The following is a 20,065-nucleotide window of genomic DNA, read 5'->3' as shown; positions in this document are numbered from 1 at the left end:
CGTGACGCTCCGTATGCAGGCCCTGAAAGGCCCCGTCGAGCCCGGTCGGGGCGGTGTTCGTTCGAGGGGAGGGACGATCCCTGGAGAAAAAAGGCCCTCAGAGGCCCGAAATCAGCGATTTCAGGGCTCTGCATTGGTAGGATGGACTGCGGAAACGTCCGGGGTGGAGAAACGCTCTGAGAAGCCCAGAAAGGCACCATTCACAGTATGAATTCTGAACAGGCCGCGGCCGCGGAGGAATACGGCGCCGGCGCCATCCAGGTGCTCGAGGGTCTCGAGGCGGTTCGCAAGCGCCCGGGCATGTATATCGGATCGACCGGGCCGCGAGGCCTGCATCACCTCGTCTACGAGATCGTCGACAATTCGGTCGATGAGGCCCTGGCTGGCTACTGCGACACGATCGACGTCACGATCCTCGAGGACGGCGGTGTCCGGGTGATCGATAACGGTCGCGGTATTCCCGTAGATCCGCATTCGTCCGACCCGACGAAGTCGACGGTCGAGGTCGTGCTGACCGTGCTGCACGCCGGCGGTAAGTTCGGCGGCGGCGGATACGCGGTTTCGGGTGGATTGCACGGTGTCGGCTCGTCGGTCGTGAACGCGCTCTCGAGTCGTTTCGAGGTCGAGGTGAAGCGCAAGGGTTTCACGTGGAACATGGCGTTCGACTCGAGCGTGCCCACCGGTCCGCTGGTCCAGGGTGCACCGACCGATGGTACGGGCACCACGATCACCTTCTGGCCGAGCGATGAGATCTTCGAAACCGTCGAGTTCGACTACCAGACTCTCCGCGGTCGGTTCCAGCAGATGGCCTTTCTCAACAAGGGCCTCAAGATCATCCTCACCGACGAGCGCCCGCAGGAGGCGGTCGAGAACGAGGAAGGCGAGCTGGTCGCCCCGGCCGCCCCGCACGATGAGTTCCTCTACGAGAAGGGCATCGAGGACTACGTCGAGTACCTGAACTCCGCCAAGCGCGCGGACGTCGTGCACGACGAGATCATCTCGTTCGAGCTCGAGGACACCGATCGCAAGATCTCGGCCGAGATCGCGATGCAGTGGACGACCGCGTACACCGAGAGCGTGCATACCTATGCGAATACGATCAATACGCACGAGGGCGGTACGCACGAGGAAGGCTTCCGGGCGGCGCTCACGACGCTCGTGAACAAGTACGCGCGCGACAAGAACATCCTGCGGGAGAAGGACGACAACCTCTCGGGCGACGACGTGCGCGAGGGTCTCACCGCCGTCATCTCGGTGAAGCTCGGCGAACCCCAGTTCGAGGGCCAGACGAAGACCAAGCTCGGCAACACCGAGGCGAAGGCGTTCGTGCAGAAGGTCGTCGGCGATCAGCTGGGGGACTGGTTCGAACGCAACCCGTCCGCGGCGAAGGAGATCATCCGTAAGGCGATCCAGGCCGCCACGGCGCGACTCGCAGCACGCAAGGCGCGCGAGACGGCACGGCGCAAGGGCCTGCTCGAGTCGGGCGGCATGCCCGGCAAACTGAAGGACTGCTCATCGAAGGATCCGTCGATCTCCGAGATCTTCATCGTGGAGGGCGACTCGGCAGGCGGTTCCGCCGTGCAGGGCCGCAACCCCGAAACGCAGGCGATCCTGCCGCTGCGCGGCAAGATCCTGAATGTGGAGAAGGCGCGCCTCGATCGTGCGTTGAACAACGCAGAGGTGCAGGCCATGATCACGGCGTTCGGCGCCGGCATCGGCGAGGAGTTCGATCCGGAGCGTGCTCGCTACCACAAGATCGTGCTCATGGCCGATGCAGATGTGGACGGCCAGCACATCACGACGCTGCTGCTCACGCTGCTCTTCCGCTACATGCGCCCCCTCATCGACCTCGGCTACGTCTTCCTCGCGCAGCCGCCGCTCTACCGCATCAAGTGGGTGAACGCCGAGCACGAATACGCCTACAGCGATGCGGAGCGCGATGCACTGCTGAAGCTCGGCGCCGAGAACAGCAAGCGCCTCCAGAAGGAGAGCGGCGTGCAGCGCTACAAGGGCCTCGGCGAGATGAACTACGAGGAGCTGTGGGAGACCACGATGAACCCGGAGACCCGCACTCTCCGCCAGATCACCATGGATGATGCCGCCGCGGCCGACGAGATCTTCGCCACACTGATGGGCGAAGACGTCGAGGCCCGCCGAGGCTTCATCCAGCAGAACGCGAAGGACGTCCGTTTCCTTGACATCTGAGAACAACACCCCCGAAGACGTGACCGAGGAGCAGGGCGAGCGGCCGGAGGTGGAGATCAACCACGGTCGGATCGACCAGGTCGATCTGCAGGTCGAGATGCAGCGCTCGTACCTCGACTACGCGATGAGCGTGATCGTCGGCCGTGCGCTGCCCGACGTACGCGACGGCCTGAAGCCGGTCCACCGCCGCGTCATCTACACGATGTACGACGGCGGCTACCGCCCCGACAAGGCGTTCTCGAAGTGCACCCGTGTCATCGGCGACGTCATGGGCCAGTTCCACCCGCACGGCGATACGGCGGTCTACGACTCGCTCGTGCGTCTCGTGCAGCCGTGGTCGCTGCGCTATCCGCTGGCGCTCGGTCAGGGCAACTTCGGGTCGCCCGGTAACGACGGCGCCGCCGCGCACCGTTATACCGAGACGAAGATGTCGCCGCTCGCCATGGAGATGGTGCGCGATATCGACGAGGAGACCGTCGACTTCCAGGACAACTACGACGGCCGCACGCAGGAGCCGACGGTGCTGACGTCGCGCTTCCCGAATCTCCTGGTGAACGGCTCGGTCGGCATCGCGGTCGGCATGGCCACGAACATTCCGCCGCATAACCTCCGCGAGGTCGCGGAGGCGGCGACCTGGCACCTCGAGAACCCCGACGCGACGCGCGAGGAGCTGCTCGAGGCGCTCATCGAGCGCGTGAAGGGGCCCGATTTCCCGACCGGCGCGCAGATTCTCGGCACGAAGGGCATCCGCGAGGCCTACCGTACGGGCCGCGGTTCGATCACCATGCGCGCGGTGGTCAACATCGAGGAGATCCAGGGCCGTACCTGCCTCGTCGTCACCGAGCTCCCGTACCAGGTGAACCCCGACAACCTGGCTGTGAAGATCGCCGATCTGGTGAAGGACCAGAAGGTGCAGGGCATCGCCGATATTCGCGATGAGACCAGCGGTCGCACCGGTCAGCGCCTTGTCATCGTGCTCAAGCGCGATGCCATCGCGAAGGTCGTGCTCAACAACCTGTACAAGCACACGCAGCTGCAGGAGAACTTCGGCGCGAACATGCTCGCGATCGTCGACGGAGTGCCTCGCACGCTGGCGCTCGACGGCTTCATCACGAACTGGGCGAAGCACCAGATCGAAGTCATCGTGCGTCGCACCGAGTTCCGCCTGCGCAAGGCGGAGGCCGAGGCGCACATCCAGCGCGGCTACCTCAAGGCCCTCGACGCGCTCGACGCCGTCATCGCCCTGATCCGCCGTTCGCCGACCGTCGACGACGCCCGTACCGGGCTGATGGATCTGCTCGACGTCGACCAGATCCAGGCGGACGCCATCCTCGGCCTGCAGCTGCGCCGCCTCGCGGCGCTCGAGCGCCAGAAGATCCTCGACCTCGCGGCGAAGCTCGAGGCTCAGATCGCCGAGTACCAGGGCATCCTCGCATCGCCGAGCCAGCAGCGATCGATCGTCATCGAGGAGCTCGGCGAGCTCGTGGACAAGTACGGCGACGACCGCCGCACCGCGATCATGTACGGCTTCGAAGGCGACATGTCGATGGAAGACCTGATCCCTGAAGAGGAGATGGTCGTCACGGTGACCCGCGGCGGCTACGTCAAGCGCACCCGCATCGACAACTACCGGTCGCAGCATCGCGGCGGCAAGGGCGTCAAGGGCGCTCAGCTACGAGCCGACGATATCGTCGAGCATTTCTTCGTGACCACGACGCACCACTGGCTGCTGTTCTTCACGAACACCGGTCGCGTGTACCGTGCGAAGACCTACGAAGCGCCCGAGGGCGGTCGGGATTCGAAGGGGCAGCATCTCGCCAACCTCCTCGCGCTCGCACCCGAGGAGACGGTTACTCAGATTCTGGCGATCCGCGACTTCGACGCCGCCGGCTACCTGGTGCTCGCGACCCGCGATGGGCTGGTCAAGAAGACGGCGCTCACCGACTACGACACGAATCGCACGGGCGGCATCATCGCGATCAAGCTGCGCGAGGGCGACGAACTCGTCTCGGCCCTGATCGCGGAGAGCACCGACGACGTGCTGCTGGTCTCGCGCCACGGCATGTCCGTGCGCTTCACCGCGTCCGACCAGGCATTGCGCCCCATGGGCCGCTCCACGAGCGGCGTGCGCGGCATGAACTTCCGCGACGGCGATGCGCTGCTCTCGGCCTCGCGCATCGGCGATGCCGGCGGGTACGTCTTCGTGGTCACCGAGGGCGGTTACGCCAAGCGCACCGACGTCGACGAGTACCGCGTGCAGCAGCGCGGCGGCTACGGCATCAAGGTCGCGAAGCTCGACGAGAACCGCGGCGTCCTGGTCGGTGGGCTCATCGTCGACGAGGGCGATGAGGTGCTCGCGGTGCTCGCCAGCGGCAAGGTCGTACGGTCGCATGTCGCCGAAGTGCCGGCGAAGGGCCGCAATACGATGGGTGTCGTATTTGCGAGATTCCCAGAGCGGGACCGTATTATTGGCATCGCGCGAAATTCTGAACGCGGGCTCGACGACGACGGGTCCGACACCGAGCAGACCGTTGTCGCCGAGAGCGAGGAAAACGTAAATGAGTAACACTGTTGCCGACAAGCTGGCCAAGAAGACCCGGAAGAAGGCACCCGCGAAGCAGGTGCGTCTGAAGCTCGTCTTCATCGATTTCTGGTCGGCTGTGAAGTTCTCCTTCCTGATCTCGATCTGCCTCGCGATCGTGAGCGTGGTCTCCACCATCCTGATCTACACCGTGCTGATGCAGACCGGTGTGTTCGGCCAGGTCGACTCGCTGTTCATGGACATCGTGGGCGACGAGAACAGCCTGATGAACATCATCGGCTTCCCGCAGGTGCTCGGTTTCGCGGTGGTCGTCGCGATCCTCAACATCATCGTGGGCACTGTACTCGGCGCGATCAGCGCATTGGTCTACAACCTGCTCGTGCGCGTGCTCGGCGGGTTCCAGCTCGGATTCACGAGCAACTAAGCATCAACTCGCCCGATGTGCGGTGTCGATTTCGATTTTCGCCGCACATCGGGTAAAGTCGTTTCTTGGTCAAGGGGCTATAGCTCAGGCGGTTAGAGCGCTTCACTGATAATGAAGAGGTCCCAGGTTCAAGTCCTGGTAGCCCCACCGATAACCCGGTTCCTCCCGCAGCAGCATGCGGAGGGAACCGGGTTTCTGCATTCCGGCCCCGAGGCTTCCCCGCGCGAGGTCCGACCGCCGACGCGACTCGCGTTCTCCGCAGCAGTTCGCCCCGGGTGCGCCGCGATGCGCGGACACCCTGGGCGGGGCGCGCAGTGAGTCCGCGCACCCCGTTTCCACAGATCTATACCCACCTGTGGATAAATTACATCGATGTAATTCAGGGTGTGACCGCGAACGTCCCGCGGGCGCCCATCTCGGCATCGATCATGTAGTGCGACACGAACGGGTAGTCGCCCGCCTCGGGGAAGACGAGTTCGACGAATCCGCCCTGCGCGGGCGCGAGGGCGAGCGCCTGCGAGCCGGTGTCGGGGGAGCGGTCGATCAGGTATCGCCCTTCCGACCAGACGGTGTCGAACTGACCGCCGATCACGTGGAAGCTGGATGCCCGTTCGATACCGGCGTCGAGCACCCACACGCGCACCCGCTCGCCGACGGCGGCTCCGAGCGGGCGGTGATCGTACTGGTTCGCGTAGCCGTTGAAGGTGACGAGGTCGGGCGCGCGCCGCGCGATCTTCTCGGGCTCGACATCCCCGCCGTCGTGATCGCCGAGATAGTACTCGCCCTGCGTCAGCACGTAGCTGCGATCGACCTCGGGCAGCCCGTCGGGTTCGATGATGACCGTCCCGTACATGCCGTTGGCGATGTGCGCCGTCATCGGCATGGTCGAGCAGTGGTACATCCAGATGCCCGCACGCGTCGCGGTGAAGGCGAAGGTCAGCGTCTCGCCCGGTGCGATCGTGCGCATCGGCTGATCCGGTGCGAGGGCGCCGGCGTGGAAGTCGATCGAATGCCCGATGCTGCCGTCGTTCGTGAGGGTGATCTCGAAGCGGTCGCCGATGCGCCCGTGCAGCACCGGTCCCGGCGCGGTCTGGTTGTACGTCCACAGCGTCTGCGTGACGCCCGGAGCGATCTCCACCTCGGTGTCCTGCACGACGAGATGCTCGCGGTGGGTGATCGGCCCGTCAGAGGCCGGCAGCGGCGGCAGCACGGGGTCGTAGGGCGTGAACCGGTCGCCCGGTTCGCCCATGAGATCGATGGCGTCACCCGAGCTCGGAGACGATTGCAGGTCGCCGTGCATGCTCGGGGCCGACGATGCCTCGCTGCCGGCCACGGTCACCGCGAGCGTCATTCCCATCTGCCGGTGGCCGACGATCGAGCACCAGCCGTCGAGGTTCTCGGTGATGACCCCGACGTCGATGGTCTCGGACTCGCCGGGCGCGAGACGCGAACCGACGACGCCGTTCTCGAACACCAGGTCGTGGGTGAGCTCGGGGTCGGTATTGGTCAGCTCGATGACGAGCCGATTGCCGGCGGGTACTGCGATCTCGTTCGGCGTGAAGCGCATGTTCGCGGCCTCCACCTGCACGGTCGTCACGGGCGCGTCGTCCGGTCCGCTCTGCGCGACGCGCCATCCTGTGCTCGACGGGTCGGCGGATACCGTGATCGCGACCGCGAGCACGACCGTGAGCAGCCCGGCGACGAGCTGCCCGCCGCGATGTGCGGCGGGGGGCTCGGGCTTTCGCTGCCGACCTCCGCGCTTCGCACGCGACTGCGCCCGCATCGAAGTGAACAGGATGACGAGGAACGAGGCCATCGCGATGAGGTAGAGCACCGATGCGACGACGCGCACCAGGCTGGTCACCGGCATCGCGCAGACGATGAGCGCCGCATTGGCGACGGTGACCCGCAGCACGCCCCAGCGCTCGAACGCCGCGGTGCCGATGCGCACCGGGGTCGGGCCGCCGCCCAGCACCACAGGGATCAGGTAGCTCAGCGCTCCGGGCAGTACCTGGGCGGCGAAGCCCGCCGCGAGGTAGGGGACGGCGCCGCCGATGAGCCCGGCTGTCTCGGCGGCGTCGGCGCCCCTGAGCTGACCGACGACGCTGCCGCCGGCGATGAACGCGATGACGACCGCCCACCACGCGAACGCCGCCGCGATGGAGAGGGCAGCGAACGAGGTCGGCGGCGACTGGCGGGCCGCACGGAACCCCGAGAAGCCGATCACGACGAGACCGATGAGATATGCCACGAGGCCCGCGGCGGTGAGCGCCGGGACGCCGAGCACGGCCCCGAGTGCGGCGGCCGCCGCGCCGATGCAGAGCGCGGGGAGCGCGCTCGCGGCGCCCGATGCCGCCTGATCGTCGGCCCGCGTGCGCAGGATGGTGGGCCACAGCGTCACGAGGGTGCCGGCGACGGTGAGCCCCACCCAGCCGAGCAGGTTGATGAGCGCATGCGCCAGGCCGAGGCGCGCGGCGCCGTGTCCGGTCGCGATGAGGGCGCCGAGCGCGGCCCCGACCACGAGGAAGGCGGAGGCCGCGATGTAGTAGCGGACAGTACGGCCGAACTTTCCGGGCAGGCTGCGGCGCGACCGACGAACGAGAGCCGCGCTGTGCCAGCCGACCGCCGCGATGAGGGCCGCGGCGCCCGCGACCGTCGAAGGCCAGAAGCCCGACGGTACTCCGATGAACACGGCGATTGCGCCGAGGTTCGCGAGGATCAGGCGGATGTTCTGCCGCCTGCGGTCGGACCGTGAGGCGCGGCTGCGCAGCAGCGCGAACGAGAAATACTCGCTCCAGACGAGAATGGCGTGCGTGATCGCGCCGAGCAGCAGCAGATGGATCATGAGCCACCGGGGGGCCGGCAGCACGCGGTGGAGGACGGTCGATACGACAGCGGCGATGAGCCAGAGCGCGGTCGGGATGTCGCGCATGAACCGGAAGCCGCGCGTCGGCGACGCGGCGCCCTGCGGGGGTCGCGTGCTGAGCGTCATTCGGCGCTCCTATCGATGTGATGGGCGGTCTGCGGAGGCCGAGCGGGGCGCTTCAACAGGGGGCCGTTCGGCTGCGACGAGAGTTCGCGGATGCGGGGTGCCGGGCGCTGCGTGCGCGGCGGGCCTGCGATCGCGCTCGAGACCGCGGTGAGGGCGAACAGCAGGATCGCGACCACTCCGAGCACTCCGCCGATGCGCCAGGAGACGAGATTGCCGAGACCGTCGCCGAACCAGATGCGGATCACGAGCGCGATCTGCAGGATCGCTACGGGCACCCAGAGCACCGGACGGTAGGGGAGCGCGATGCGCAGCACGGCCGGAAGGATGGTGGTCGCGTGCGCCATGATCATCGAGAACGTGTAGCCGAGGAACACCGCGTGCACGACCGCGTCGTACACCGGTTGATCGAGAGGCTGCCCGAGGAGCAGCAGCAGTGCGGCGAGGAAGAGCCAGACGTAGCCGCAGAGGATGCAGGCGGCCATGAAGCGGGTGACCCCCGTGCCGCGGATGGTGCGCCGCGCGATGTCGTGCACGACGAGCCAGACGGTCAGCGAGATGAGCGCCAGCCCGAGCACGATCGTGCCGGCGTTCGGGAAGGCGAAGCCGAGCAGCAGTGCCCCGACGATGAGCACGGCATGCGCGAGCAGGCGGGCGCCGGCGGTGGGGCCCATGGTGATGCGGGCGAGTTCGACGCGCTCGGCGGCGATGGTGAGCACGAGGAACCCGATGAGCCACGGCAGGGCGACGACGAGGGGCGCCCCGCCCAGCCAGAGCACGGCGGCCACGAGCCCGAGACCGGTGGCGAGGATCTGAGTCAGCAGCGGATGGTCGAACTGCCGTCGCCACAGGGGGATGCCGAGGGCCGTGAAGGCCGCCATGCCTGCGACGAGCAGCGACTTGCCGACGGCGAGCGGAACCGGTGCGACGACGAGCAGCACGGCGCCCGACGCGAGCAGGGCGGGCGCCGCGAAACCGTACCAGCGGTCCAGCGCGGTGGCCCGTTCGAGCGAGACGAGCGTGGCGACGAAGCCGAGCACGAGCAGCATGCCGTGCACGACCTCGAGACGCTCGAAGCCGAAGGCCGGGGCGACACCGAGCAGCATCAGGCCCGCTCCGAGGCCCGACAGGAGTGCGAAGCCCGCGGGCAGCAGCCAGAGGAGGCGCGGGCCCGGCGCGCGACGGCGCGCGACCGTCAGGGGCTCGCCGGTCCGAGGGATGCCGGGCGCGCTCATGACACCGGCCTGATGCGCAGCAGGCACCGTTCGGGCCCGGCGAACGGGGTGAGCTCGGCGGTGAACGCACCGCGGCGGGATCGGGCGAGCCCTTCGACGAGCCCCGCGTGCACCGCGCACACGATGTCGGGGTGGGCAGCCGCTGCGGCGCGGATCGGGCAGCTGCGCAGCTCCACGGTCGTGCAGTCGGATGCGGCCTCGCGGGCGGTCTCGACGAGAACCGGGTCGAAGCCCTGCGCGCGCATCGCATCGAGCACGATCGTACTCCCTGCATGAACCGAGCCGTCATCGGGGGCGCCTGCCGCAACGCGCGCACCCCAGTCGAGCCCTGCGGCGAAGGCGAGCTCGCGGGCGTTCTCGGTGCGGGCGAGGGAGTCGGCGAGCGCGGCGGCGAGGCCCGCCGTCGCACTCGACGTTGCGAGGTCGACGACCGACCACAGCAGGGCGGGTCGACCGCGGCCGGCGGCGGGGGCGGGGCGGGAGCGCACGCGCCCCTCTTCGTGCAGCCGCGCGAGATGCTCGCGCACCGTGTTCTCGTGCAGGCCGGTCGCGGCGGCGACGTCTCCGATGGTGGCGGCGTCGTGGAGTTCGAGCGCTTGGAAGACGCGCTCTCGCGGGTTCGAGCGATGCGCGCGGCCGGGCGGCGGCATGCTGTTCGGCGTCGAGCCCCCGCTCGGCGCGATGGGAGGGTGCACGTCTTTTTCCACGGTATTCAGTGTAATAAAATGGGGGAGCGTGAGGTAACCGAAGCAAGGAGACGCATGGCCGGCATCGAGATTCATCGCACACGCGCCGAAGCGCAGGGCACCCGGACGGGCTGCGCGTGCGGCGGGCAAGACGAAGAGCTCCCCGAGCTCGATGTCCAGACGATCCCGCACGCCGTGCGTCACGCGGCCATCTTCGGTGCGCTCGAGTCGCTGCGCCCCGGCTTCGGCATGGTCATCTCGGCGACGCACGATCCGGTGCCGCTGCTCGCCCAGCTGAAGGAGCGCCACCGAGACGCCTTCAGCGCGAGCTACCTCGACGAGGGTCCCGAGCGCTGGCGCATCCTGATCCGTCGAGCCGGGGCCTGAGCGTGGCGCACGCGAGCGCGGAGCCGGTGAGCGCGGGCCGTACGCTCATCGCCGCCGATCGCGACGCGCTGCTGCAGGCGGCGCCCGTGTCGTCCGATCGCTTCCAGATCAAACGGATCTTCCAGGGCGAGGGCGCGAGAGTCATCCGGTTGTCCTTCGCCGCGGGGCAGGTGATGCGCGAGCATTCGACGAATGCTCCCCTCATCGTGCAGGTGCTCGACGGCGAGGTGCAGTTCCGCGTCTCGGGCGAAGAGATCGCGATGCCCGCCGGGGCGATGTTGCACGTGAAACCATCGGTGGTGCACGAGGTCGAGGCCGTGACCGACGCGCACGTGCTGTTGACGCTCTGCTTCCCGGAGTAGCGATCATGCCGGGTTCGGTGCGCCGGTGTGGCATACGGCAGCCGGAGAAGGTGTTGTAATGGAGGCACTGAAACGATGGCGCGCGCGCGGGCCCCGGCCCGCGCTCCCAGATCTCCAGGGATCGCGGCGCACCGTCTCCACTCCGACGAAAGACCGCGACATGATCACCGACCACGTGGCCACGTTGACGCCCGCACCCGACGCCGACCCGGCCGGGGCCCCGGGGCCCCGCACTCCGGTCGCTCGACTCGCGACCACCCTGCTGCCCACCGTGCACGGCGATTTCCAGACCTACGCCTACGCCGATATCGAAGCGGGGGTCGACCACCTCGCCCTCGTCGGCCCCGGCACGCTCGAGGCGATCGCCGCGTCGGCGGTCGCCGCACCGCTCGTGCGAGTGCACTCGGAATGCATCACGGGCGAAGCGCTCGGCTCGCTGAAGTGCGAGTGCGGGCCGCAGCTGCAGGCCTCGCTCGCCACGGTGCACGAACGCGGGGGAGTGGTCGTCTACCTGCGCGGGCAGGAGGGGCGCGGCATCGGCCTCGCCAACAAGATGCGCACCTACGCGCTGCAGGAGACCGGAGTCGACACCCTCGATGCGAATCTGCAGCTGGGGTTCCCCGCCGATGCGCGCGACTACACGGCCGCCGCCGAGATCCTCGCCGATCTCGGCATTTCGCGCGTGACGCTCCTCACCAACAACCCTGAGAAGATGACGCAGCTCGATGAGCACGGCATCGAGGTCGTCGGCCGCGAGCCGCTCGTGGTGGGCGTCGGCGCCCACAACGCCGGCTATCTCGAGACGAAGCGCACCCGCATGGGGCACCTGATCCCTGCCGGTACCGGGTCGCACGACGGGCTGTGAAACGCCCGCGCGTTCGCGATTTGTGTTGCTGAAATCGGCCGGTTATAGTTGTTCAGTCGGCGCCGCAAGCGCCTGCTGAACAGCCCGCAACGGCAGTTCGGGTCCTTAGCTCAATTGGTAGAGCGCCTGCTTTGCAAGCAGGAGGTCGCGAGTTCGATTCTCGCAGGATCCACCGCAATCTCGTACGGGAGCCTCCCACATCTACTGATGAGGGAGGCTCCCGTTTGATGTTCTCGTGGTCTCGATCGTCCCTCTCGTGCGCTTCGGCCGGTCAGAGGCGCGCGCATGGCTCCGATGTCACCGCCCGTCGGCGATGCGCAGCGCGGTGACGGGTCCATGGATCTGAGGGCTGCTGCCGACAGCGGGGGAATCAGTGCTCCGGACCCGGGATGGAGGCGGTGGTCATCGCGCCGGCAGCGGCGGTGATGACGGCGTTCATGCTGGCGGCGAGCACGGAGTCGGCTCGTCCGGCGCTCCACCGGGTGGAATCCCGGTGCCGGTACTCGATGAGGGTCAGCGCCCGGCTGCTGCTACCCGCGCCCATGCTGGTCTGGTGCAGGCCGAGCACTTCCATCTCGATGCCGTGCGCGGCCAGGGCCCGGGTGAGCGCCTCGACCGGGCCGACCCCCTCGTGCTCGGTCGTGCTCCGAACCTCGTCGACGCTCAGCTCGATCCGGGTGCGGATGGCGCCCTCGTGCTCGCCGGAATCGTATCCGACGAGCCGCACCCGGGAGTCGCCCGCCGGGTGCAGATAGGCGTGTTCGAAAATGCTCCACAGCTCGGCGGCGGCGACCTCGGCGCCGGTGGTGTCGGTGTGCGCCTGGACGCGGCGGGCGAGATCGATCTGTATGCGGCGGGGCAGTTCGATGCCGTACTCGGTTTCCAGCAGGTAGGCGATGCCGCCCTTGCCGGATTGGGAGTTCACTCGGATCACGGCATCGTAGCTGCGCCCGATGTCGGCGGGGTCGAGCGGCAGGTAGGGCACGCGCCACTCGGCCACGCTATCGGCGATGCCCGAGGCGGCGGCCCGGTCGCGGTGCTCGGCGAAGCCCTTCTTGATCGCGTCCTGGTGTGTTCCGCTGAACGCGGTATGCACCAGGTCGCCGACGTAGGGGTGGCGGGGGTGGACCTCGATGCGGTTGCAGTATTCGACGGTGCGGCGGATCTCGTCGATGTCGGAGAAGTCGATCATCGGATCGATGCCCTGGGCGTGCAGGTTCAGCGCGAGGGTGGCGATGTCGACGTTGCCGGTGCGCTCCCCATTGCCGAAGATGCAGCCCTCGACCCGCTGCGCGCCGGCGAGCACGGCGAGCTCGGCGCAGGCGATGCCCGTACCGCGGTCGTTGTGCGGGTGCACCGACAGGATCACGCCGTCTCGTCGCGCGAGGTTCCGATGCATGACCTCGATCTGGTCGGCGTAGACGTTCGGCGTGGCGACTTCGACGGTCGCCGGCAGGTTGAGAATCACGGGGCGCTCGGGGCAGGCCTGCCACAGCTCGGTCATGGCATCGCAGATCTCGAGGGCGTAGTCGGGTTCGGTGAGATTGAACACCTCCGGCGAGAACTGGAAGCGCACGTTCGGCAGATCGCCCGCGCAGCGCAGCACGTCGCGGCCGCCGTCGAGGATGAGCTCCTTCAGCGATGCGCGATCCCTGTCGAGCACCGCATCGCGCCAGATGGGGGCCGTGGCCGTGTACATGTGGATCACGACCTCGTTCTCGATGCCCCGGATGGAATCGACGGTGCGCTCGATGAGGTCGCGCCGGGCCGGGGTGAACACGACGATCGTGACGTCGTCGGGTGCGATGCCGCCTTCGGCGATGAGGCGCACGAAGTCGTAGTCCGCCTGGGAGGCCGAGGGGTAGCCGACTTCGATCTCCTTGTATCCCATCGTGACCATCAATTCGAAGAAGCGGTGCTTGCGCGCCGGGTCCATCGGTTCGGCGAGCGCCTGGTTGCCGTCGCGCAGATCGACGGGCACCCACAGCGGTGCGGCGGAGAGCCGGCGGTCGGGCCAGCCCCGCGCAGGTTCGGGCCGGGGCACGTCCACTCGCGAGAACACATCGGTGTAGCGATGCGAGGGCATCTGGGAGTGCCGTTGGCGGTTCCATGTCGGGGCGTCGGCAGGGATCGGGCCTGCCGGGGTGGAGATGCGGGGGAACGCGGTCGTCATGATGGGGCTCCTTCTTCTGAGCGCAGTGCGCTTCGGGGTGAGCGACCGGCAGGATTCGGCTCCACGACGGGGAGCCGGTCAGACTAGGCCCCGCCGTGGCGGCGAAGAAGAAGGAGTGCGATCGGGAACATGTCGCAACTGTAGCACAACTCCTCAGACAAGTAGAGAAGCTGTGGAGATCGCATGGCACCGGCCGAGCGCATGCCGCTCGCGGAGCAGAAGGCCGAGATGCTGCTCGAGCGGATCCGCTCGGCGGAGTGCCCGCCCGACCGACCCCTGAGCCAGCCGGGCCGCGCAGGTCGCCGAGGCCCGGGAGTAGGGAAACCCAGAAGCGCACTCTCGGGCTGTCTCGCTGCCGCGCCTACGGGCGAGCGCATAGCGTAGAAGCATGATCAGCACAGTAGACGGCGCGGCCGCACCCACCGGGGTCGCGCATACGGCACCGCCGCCAGGGATCCCCGAGCAGGCGCAGGCTCCGACCACCGCATCGGACCCGCAGGTCGCACCGTCGCCCGAAGAGGCGCAGGCGTCGACCGGGCAGAGTGCGGCGCCGGCGCAGAAGGCTGCGGCACCGAACGCGCGCGAGGCGCGCCCTCCGCTCCGCATCCTCCTCACCATCCTCCAGCTCGCCGCCTACGGTCTCGTCGGGTTCGCGACGATCGGAATGCTGTTCGGCGTGCTCGGCGCGGGCATCGGGATGCTCTTCCTGCTCGGCCTCGGCCTCGTCGTGCTCGTCGCACTCGTGTACGCGCTCTTCGGCATCGCCTGGTTCGAGAACCGCCGTATCGCCGGCCTCTACGAGTTGCGCGTTCCGGCGCTGCGCCTGCAGCAGCTGCGCGCCCCGGGTTTCAAGGGCTGGCTCGGCGCGATCTGCCGGCAGTCGATCGACGGCGGCATGTGGCGCGCGATCGCGAACTTCGTCGTGGCGAGCGCCTTCGGCGCCGCCGTGCTCGGGCTCGCGCAGTGGTTCGTGCACTCGCTGTTCGCCCTCTTCACCGAGTTCGACGTGTGGTGGCAGCCCGGTATCGTCGGCGGTCTCTTCTCCGCCGCCGGCATCGTGGGCCTCGCCCTGCTGCACCGCATCGTCTCCCTCGCCATCATCGGCTCGGGGGCGAAGGAGGAGGAGCTCGCCGCGCAGGTGCGCACCACGAGCGAGCAGCGCGAGGGCGCCGTGCGCGCCGCCGACCTCGAACGCACCCGCATCGAACGCGACCTCCACGACGGCGTGCAGCCGAGGCTCGTCTCGGTCGGCATGACCCTGGGCCTCGCCCAGCAGAAGATCGACACCGACCCCGAGGCGGCGAAGGCCCTCGTGGCCGAGGCGCACACGTCGACGAAGGCCGCCATCACCGAGCTGCGGCAGCTCGCACGGGGCATCTACGCCTCCGTGCTCGACGACCGCGGCCTCGATGCGGCGCTGTCGGCGCTCGCCGCCCGCTCGCACATCCCCGTCCTGCTCGACGTGCGCCTGCAGTCCCGCTGCAGCCGCGACGCCGAGGCCGCCGTCTACTTCAGCATCGCCGAGTCGCTCACGAACGCCGCGAAGCATTCCCGTGCCAGCGAGTGCCGCGTCGTCGTGCGCACCCGCGACGAAGGCGTACTCTGGGCCCGTATCGAGGACAACGGCATCGGCGGCGCCCACGCGGTGCCGGGCGGCGGCATCGACGGCGTCATGAACCGCGTGCTCGCAGCCGGCGGCACCACCCGTCTCGACAGCCCGCAGGGCGGCCCGACCGCGCTGGAGGTGAGCGTGCCATGCGCATCCTGATCTGCGAGGACTCCGTACTGCTGCGCGAGGGGCTCGTGCGCCTGCTCGAGCACGGCGGCCACGAGGTCGTCGCCACCCTCCCCGACGCGAGCGAGCTCATGCAGCGCGTCTCCGCGACCGACCCCGAGCTCTGCATCCTCGATGTGCGCCTGCCGCCGAGCTACACCGACGAGGGCATCCGCGCCGCGCTCGAACTGCGCCGCACCCGCCCGGGCCTCGCGGTGCTCGTGCTCTCGCAGTACGTCGAGGAGCGCTACGCGAGCGAACTCATCACGGCCCAGGGCGGCGCCTTCGGCTATCTGCTGAAGGATCGCGTCGCCGACGTGGGAGAGTTCATGGAATCCGTGAGCCGCATCGCGGACGGCGCGACCGTGCTCGACTCGGAGGTCGTCGCCCAGCTGCTCGCCCGCCGCGGCCGCGATGACCGCCTGCGCGACCTCACCGATCGCGAGCGCACGGTGCTCGCCGCGCTCGCCGAAGGCCGATCGAACCAGGCGATCGCCGGGCTCCTCTTCCTCTCCGAAGCGAGCGTCGAGAAGCACATCACCGCCATCTTCCAGAAGCTCGGCCTCGAGCCCGATGGCAGCGGCAACCGCCGCGTGCTCGCCGCGATCGCGCACATCGAGAGCACCGGCTCCATCGCGCCGAACGACCGCCCCGGGCAGCAGCCCGCCCAGAACGGACCCCAGACGGGAGCACGACCATGACCACTCCGCAGACGACTCCGACTCCGAGACCCGCCCCGCAGCCCGCATCGGGCAGCACCGCGACGCGGGCCATTCTCATCGCGACCTCGATCGTCGGCGGCCTCGCGCTGCTGACCGCCGGCGCCTCGGCCGCGGCCGCCGCCGTCGCCGAGCGCCAGGTCGCCTGGGGCATCGACGTGCTCCCCGGCATCATCGGCTCGGGCAGCGGCACGGCGGGCATCGGCGACGCCGGCGCGGCCGCGAACTCGTTCCGGGAGGATGCGACCGGGGCGACCGACCTCGAGGTCGACGCCTCGCTGGCGAGCCTCACCATCGCGTTCGCCGCACCCGGCGCCGATGGTTCGGGCGGCGGGGCCCCGACCGACGCCGTGCTCGAGGTCAGCGGGCAGTACGCCACCGACTGGTCGCTCGTGCGCGAGGGCGACTCCCTCGTCGTCACCGGCCCCGAAGGCGATGCCTCGCCCGAGAACGCCTGCCTGCTCGACTGCGGCACGACCGCGACGCTCACGCTGCCGAGCGCCGCCGCCGGCGCACTCGCTGCCGATATCTCGTTCGACCGCGGCATGCTGCGCCTCGACGGCGACTTCCGCGCGCTCGAAGTCGAAGCCGACGCCGGTGAGATCGCGCTCGCGGGCAGCGCATCGAAGCTCGCCCTCGACTTCGGCACGGGCAAGGCGACCGTCGACCTCGCAGACGTCACGACGGCCTCGATCGACCTCACCACCGGCGAGGCCGAGGTGAACCTCACCGGCGAACCCCCGAAGGGCGTCGAGGTGGATCTGCGACTCGGCAGTGCGACCGTGACGCTCCCCGACGGCACGTACCGGGTGGAGACGACCGGCAAGATCGGTTCGGTCGACAACGGGCTCACCACGGGCGACGACGCCCAGAGCCTCGTGCGTGTGAACGCCGACCTCGGCGAAGTCGTGCTGCGGGCGCGGTAGTGCGCGCCGGGCGGGAGCACCCCGCCCGGCCGCCGCGCCTCATACACTGGGAGGCATGACCGTCTGGCGTGCAGATATTCTCGGCGACGGCTTCGAGTGCGCCGACCTCGACCTGGGCGAGGACGCGGAGGGACCCCTCGTCGCGACGCTCGTGCACTCGCTCCCCGCACCGCGCTCGTTCTCCGACCGGGTGCTGCGCCGCCACCGCGCGTTCGAAGACGTGGACGTGCTGTACGTGCACGGCTGGTCCGACTACTTCTTCCAGCGCGACCTCGCGCGGTTCTGGACCGATCGCGGCGCCCGGTTCTACGCCCTCGACCTGCGCAAGTACGGGCGCAGTCTGCGCGAGGGCCAGACGGCGGGCTACATCGACGATCTCGACGAGTACGGGGCGGAGATCGAACTCGCGCTCGCCGTGATGGACGAGGGCGATGGAGGCGGGGCCGCGACGGCGCAGCCCCGCCGGCTCGTACTGTTCGGGCACTCGACCGGGGGTCTCGTGCTGAGCCTGTGGGCGGCCGCGCACCCCGGCCGCGCCTCTGCCCTGCTGCTCAACAGCCCCTGGCTGGCGCTGCAGCTCACCGGGGCGGCGCGCCAGCTGCTCGTGCCCATCATCAACCTCAGTGCGCGGCTGAACCCGCGGGAAGCCGGCCCGCAGCTCGACTACGGCTTCTACTCCCGCGCGCAGCACGAGGTCGGCCCGCACGATGACCTCGCCGGCCTCAACGGCGCATGGCGGCCCGAGCGGGCGCACCCCGTGTTCAGCGGATGGATGCGCGCCATCCTCGCCGGTCAGGCGCGTGTCGACGAGGGCCTCGGCATCGACGCGCCGATTCTGACCCTGCTCTCCGAACGCTCCGCGATACCGTTGCGCTGGAGCGACGAACTGACGCGCGCGGACACCGTGCTCGATGTCGCGGAAGTCGCGCGGGCGGCGCTGCGGCTCGGGCCGTCGCTCGCGGTCGAACGGATCGACGGCGCGCTGCACGACGTCTTCCTCTCGGCGCCCGACGCGCGGGCCGAGGCGTATCGGCGCCTCGACCGGTGGCTGACCGGCTGGGCGGCGGTGCACACGCGCTAGGCTCGTACCATGGATCTTCGAGTCGCGGCCTACGCAGTGGTGGAACGCCGCGGCAAGATTCTGCTCACCCACTGGCGCCGCGGCCACCTGCACGGTTGGACGCTGCCGGGCGGCGGCCTCGAAAGCGGGGAGGACCCCCGCGCAGCGGTCGTGCGCGAAGTGATGGAGGAGACGGGTCTCGAAGCGAAGATCGGCAAGCTGCTCGGCGTCGACTCGCGGGTCATGGTGCGCGAAGACGTGCCGGAGGGCACCGACCCCGAACTGCACACGATCAGGATCGTCTACCGCGCGACGGTGAAGGACGGCCCGCTGCGCAACGAGGTCGGCGGCTCATCGGATGAGGCCCGCTGGGTGCCGCTGCGCGAGGTGCGCGGGCTGCGCACCCTGTCGCTCGTGCAGACCGGCATGCGCATGGCAGGGATCGGGCGGCGCCCGCAGAACCGGCAGGGCGGCAAGCCCGCCGGCTCGAAGTCGCAACCCGGCAAGACGCCCCAGAGAACGAACAAGCCGAAGAAGTAGCTGCGCGCTGCTTCTCCGGCTCGTTCGTCGACCCCGTAACGGGTCGGCTATTCGCTCTCGGGAGCGATCCAGAGCTCGTCGTCGGTGCGGAACGCCTGCCAGATGGCGTAGCCGACGCCGACCGCGGCGGTGAGGCCCAGGCCGAGGGCGATGAGACCGCCCGCGCGGCGCTTCTTCTCGGGCTTCAGGTAGCCCGAGCGCTCGCCGAAGCCGCGCACCTGCGAGGCGGCGGCCGGGCTCTCGAGCTCGTCGAGGGTGCGGATCGTGCGGGCGAGAGCCGCGGCCACGAACGGCGTCGTCACGCGACGCACGGTGTCGGCGGTGCGACGGGCCGATGCGACGCCGCGGTCGATGGTCGGGCGCACCGCCTCGAGGGTCTCGTCGACGCGGGGTGCGAGGTGCTCGTCGCTGAGCTTCTTCGCCTGACGGCCGGCTTCGTTCAGCACTTCGCCGGCGTGCCCGAGCACGAGGCGCTGGTGGTCGAGCAGCTCCTGCGCCTCCCCGCGCAGGCGGCGGAGTTCGCGGCGGCGTTTGCGCGACAGGTTCATGGGTGTCCTCCTATGCACGGTGATACATGTCACTGTTCCTCTCCACGCTACACCGAACGAACCCTGAATAACGGGTCTGCGTCGGCAAGTGCCCGCCGCATACACTGGTTCCATGGCAATTCACACCTCTGTTGCAACCATCCACACGAACCACGGCGACATCGTCGTCAACCTCTTCGGCGACCACGCGCCGAAGACGGTGAAGAACTTCGTCGACCTCGCCGAGAAGGACTTCTACAACGACGTCATCTTCCACCGCATCATCAAGGACTTCATGATCCAGGGCGGCGACCCCACCGGCACCGGCACCGGCGGCCCCGGCTACACCTTCGACGACGAGATCCACCCCGAGCTCGTGTTCGACAAGCCCTACCAGCTCGCCATGGCGAACGCCGGCAAGCGCCCCGACCTCACCGGCCGCCTGGCCGGTACGAACGGCTCGCAGTTCTTCATCACGACCATCGCCCCGGCATGGCTCAACGGCAACCACACGATCTTCGGCGAGGTCGCCGATGACGCTTCGAAGCAGGTCGTCGACGCGATCGCGGCCGTGGCCGTGGGCGCGATGGATCGCCCGGTCGAGGACGTCGTCATCACCGGCGTCGACGTCGCCGCGGCCTAGGGATCACG

17 protein-coding genes and 2 tRNA genes are annotated in these 20,065 nt (G+C 68.9%); 14 read left to right on the top strand and 5 right to left on the bottom strand.

What is annotated here, in order from left to right:
• The first annotated feature begins 207 nt into the window (after positions 1–207).
• The 4 genes from gyrB (at position 208) to ACUYTF_RS05085 (ending at position 5,318) form a co-directional block, all read left to right on the top strand.
• The gene (gene gyrB / locus ACUYTF_RS05100) at positions 208–2,205 is read left to right on the top strand and encodes a DNA topoisomerase (ATP-hydrolyzing) subunit B (protein WP_449279390.1); all 1,998 of its coding nucleotides are present in this window, start codon (positions 208–210) and stop codon (positions 2,203–2,205) included.
• Positions 2,206–2,224: 19 nt separating this feature from the next.
• A complete protein-coding gene (gene gyrA, locus ACUYTF_RS05095) occupies positions 2,225–4,771 on the top strand; it encodes a DNA gyrase subunit A (protein WP_434144480.1) in 2,547 nt (848 codons plus the stop codon).
• A complete protein-coding gene (locus ACUYTF_RS05090; RefSeq protein WP_434144439.1) occupies positions 4,764–5,171 on the top strand; it encodes a DUF3566 domain-containing protein in 408 nt (135 codons plus the stop codon). Before gyrA ends, ACUYTF_RS05090 begins: the two co-directional genes overlap by 8 nt.
• Before the next feature lie 73 nt (positions 5,172–5,244).
• Positions 5,245–5,318: transfer RNA gene (locus ACUYTF_RS05085), tRNA-Ile, on the top strand.
• Positions 5,319–5,550: 232 nt separating this feature from the next.
• On the opposite strand, the gene ACUYTF_RS05080 is transcribed toward ACUYTF_RS05085, so the two are convergent.
• From ACUYTF_RS05080 to ACUYTF_RS05070, 3 genes are read right to left on the bottom strand one after another with little or no spacing between them, the layout of a single operon-like run.
• On the bottom strand, positions 5,551–8,163 hold the full coding sequence (locus ACUYTF_RS05080) for a multicopper oxidase domain-containing protein (protein ID WP_449279389.1): 2,613 nt from the start codon (positions 8,161–8,163) through the stop codon (positions 5,551–5,553).
• The gene (locus ACUYTF_RS05075) at positions 8,160–9,395 is read right to left on the bottom strand and encodes a hypothetical protein (protein ID WP_449279388.1); all 1,236 of its coding nucleotides are present in this window, start codon (positions 9,393–9,395) and stop codon (positions 8,160–8,162) included. Before ACUYTF_RS05075 ends, ACUYTF_RS05080 begins: the two co-directional genes overlap by 4 nt.
• Positions 9,392–10,102: a helix-turn-helix transcriptional regulator gene (locus ACUYTF_RS05070; protein WP_449279387.1), complete on the bottom strand. Its 711-nt coding sequence runs from the start codon at positions 10,100–10,102 to the stop codon at positions 9,392–9,394. Before ACUYTF_RS05070 ends, ACUYTF_RS05075 begins: the two co-directional genes overlap by 4 nt.
• 54 nt (positions 10,103–10,156) lie before the next feature.
• Here ACUYTF_RS05070 and ACUYTF_RS05065 point away from each other — a divergent pair, with 54 nt between their 5' ends.
• The 4 genes from ACUYTF_RS05065 to ACUYTF_RS05050 all read left to right on the top strand — a co-directional run bounded on the left by ACUYTF_RS05065 (position 10,157) and on the right by ACUYTF_RS05050 (position 11,867).
• The gene (locus ACUYTF_RS05065) at positions 10,157–10,468 is read left to right on the top strand and encodes a DUF2249 domain-containing protein (protein WP_434144446.1); all 312 of its coding nucleotides are present in this window, start codon (positions 10,157–10,159) and stop codon (positions 10,466–10,468) included.
• A gap of 2 nt (positions 10,469–10,470) precedes the next feature.
• Complete coding sequence (locus ACUYTF_RS05060) at positions 10,471–10,830, top strand: cupin domain-containing protein (RefSeq protein WP_449279386.1); 360 nt, start codon at positions 10,471–10,473, stop codon at positions 10,828–10,830.
• Between the two features lie 58 nt (positions 10,831–10,888).
• Positions 10,889–11,695, top strand: a complete 807-nt coding sequence (gene ribA, locus ACUYTF_RS05055; protein ID WP_449279385.1) for a GTP cyclohydrolase II — start codon at positions 10,889–10,891, stop codon at positions 11,693–11,695.
• A 99-nt stretch (positions 11,696–11,794) separates the two neighbouring features.
• Positions 11,795–11,867, top strand: a tRNA-Ala gene (locus ACUYTF_RS05050).
• A gap of 198 nt (positions 11,868–12,065) precedes the next feature.
• On the opposite strand, the gene ACUYTF_RS05045 is transcribed toward ACUYTF_RS05050, so the two are convergent.
• Positions 12,066–13,868 carry a 2-isopropylmalate synthase gene (locus ACUYTF_RS05045; RefSeq protein WP_449279384.1) on the bottom strand — a complete coding sequence of 601 codons (1,803 nt, stop codon included), beginning with the start codon at positions 13,866–13,868 and terminating at the stop codon, positions 12,066–12,068.
• Between the two features lie 388 nt (positions 13,869–14,256).
• Between ACUYTF_RS05045 and ACUYTF_RS05040 the strand changes: the two genes are divergently transcribed.
• Genes ACUYTF_RS05040 through ACUYTF_RS05020 form a run of 5 tightly spaced genes read left to right on the top strand, consistent with a single transcriptional unit; the run spans position 14,257 to position 18,887 of the window.
• Complete coding sequence (locus ACUYTF_RS05040) at positions 14,257–15,636, top strand: histidine kinase (RefSeq protein WP_434144454.1); 1,380 nt, start codon at positions 14,257–14,259, stop codon at positions 15,634–15,636.
• A complete protein-coding gene (locus tag ACUYTF_RS05035; RefSeq protein WP_434144455.1) occupies positions 15,624–16,343 on the top strand; it encodes a response regulator in 720 nt (239 codons plus the stop codon). Before ACUYTF_RS05040 ends, ACUYTF_RS05035 begins: the two co-directional genes overlap by 13 nt.
• Entirely contained in the window at positions 16,340–17,287 is a 948-nt protein-coding gene (locus tag ACUYTF_RS05030) for a hypothetical protein (RefSeq protein ID WP_434144457.1), read from the top strand. Before ACUYTF_RS05035 ends, ACUYTF_RS05030 begins: the two co-directional genes overlap by 4 nt.
• Positions 17,288–17,342: 55 nt before the next feature.
• A complete protein-coding gene (locus tag ACUYTF_RS05025) occupies positions 17,343–18,368 on the top strand; it encodes an alpha/beta hydrolase (RefSeq protein WP_449279383.1) in 1,026 nt (341 codons plus the stop codon).
• A gap of 9 nt (positions 18,369–18,377) precedes the next feature.
• Positions 18,378–18,887, top strand: a complete 510-nt coding sequence (locus ACUYTF_RS05020; protein WP_434144460.1) for an NUDIX domain-containing protein — start codon at positions 18,378–18,380, stop codon at positions 18,885–18,887.
• A gap of 47 nt (positions 18,888–18,934) precedes the next feature.
• Here ACUYTF_RS05020 and ACUYTF_RS05015 read toward each other — a convergent pair whose 3' ends face one another.
• On the bottom strand, positions 18,935–19,435 hold the full coding sequence (locus ACUYTF_RS05015) for a DNA/RNA helicase (RefSeq protein WP_434144461.1): 501 nt from the start codon (positions 19,433–19,435) through the stop codon (positions 18,935–18,937).
• 112 nt (positions 19,436–19,547) lie between these two features.
• Here ACUYTF_RS05015 and ACUYTF_RS05010 point away from each other — a divergent pair, with 112 nt between their 5' ends.
• The gene (locus ACUYTF_RS05010) at positions 19,548–20,057 is read left to right on the top strand and encodes a peptidylprolyl isomerase (RefSeq protein ID WP_434144462.1); all 510 of its coding nucleotides are present in this window, start codon (positions 19,548–19,550) and stop codon (positions 20,055–20,057) included.
• Positions 20,058–20,065 lie beyond the last annotated feature (8 nt).

This window comes from Leucobacter sp. GX0328 (genome assembly GCF_053567315.1).
Note: the sequence above shows the minus strand (reverse complement) of the source record. Positions and strands in the feature narration are given on the sequence as shown.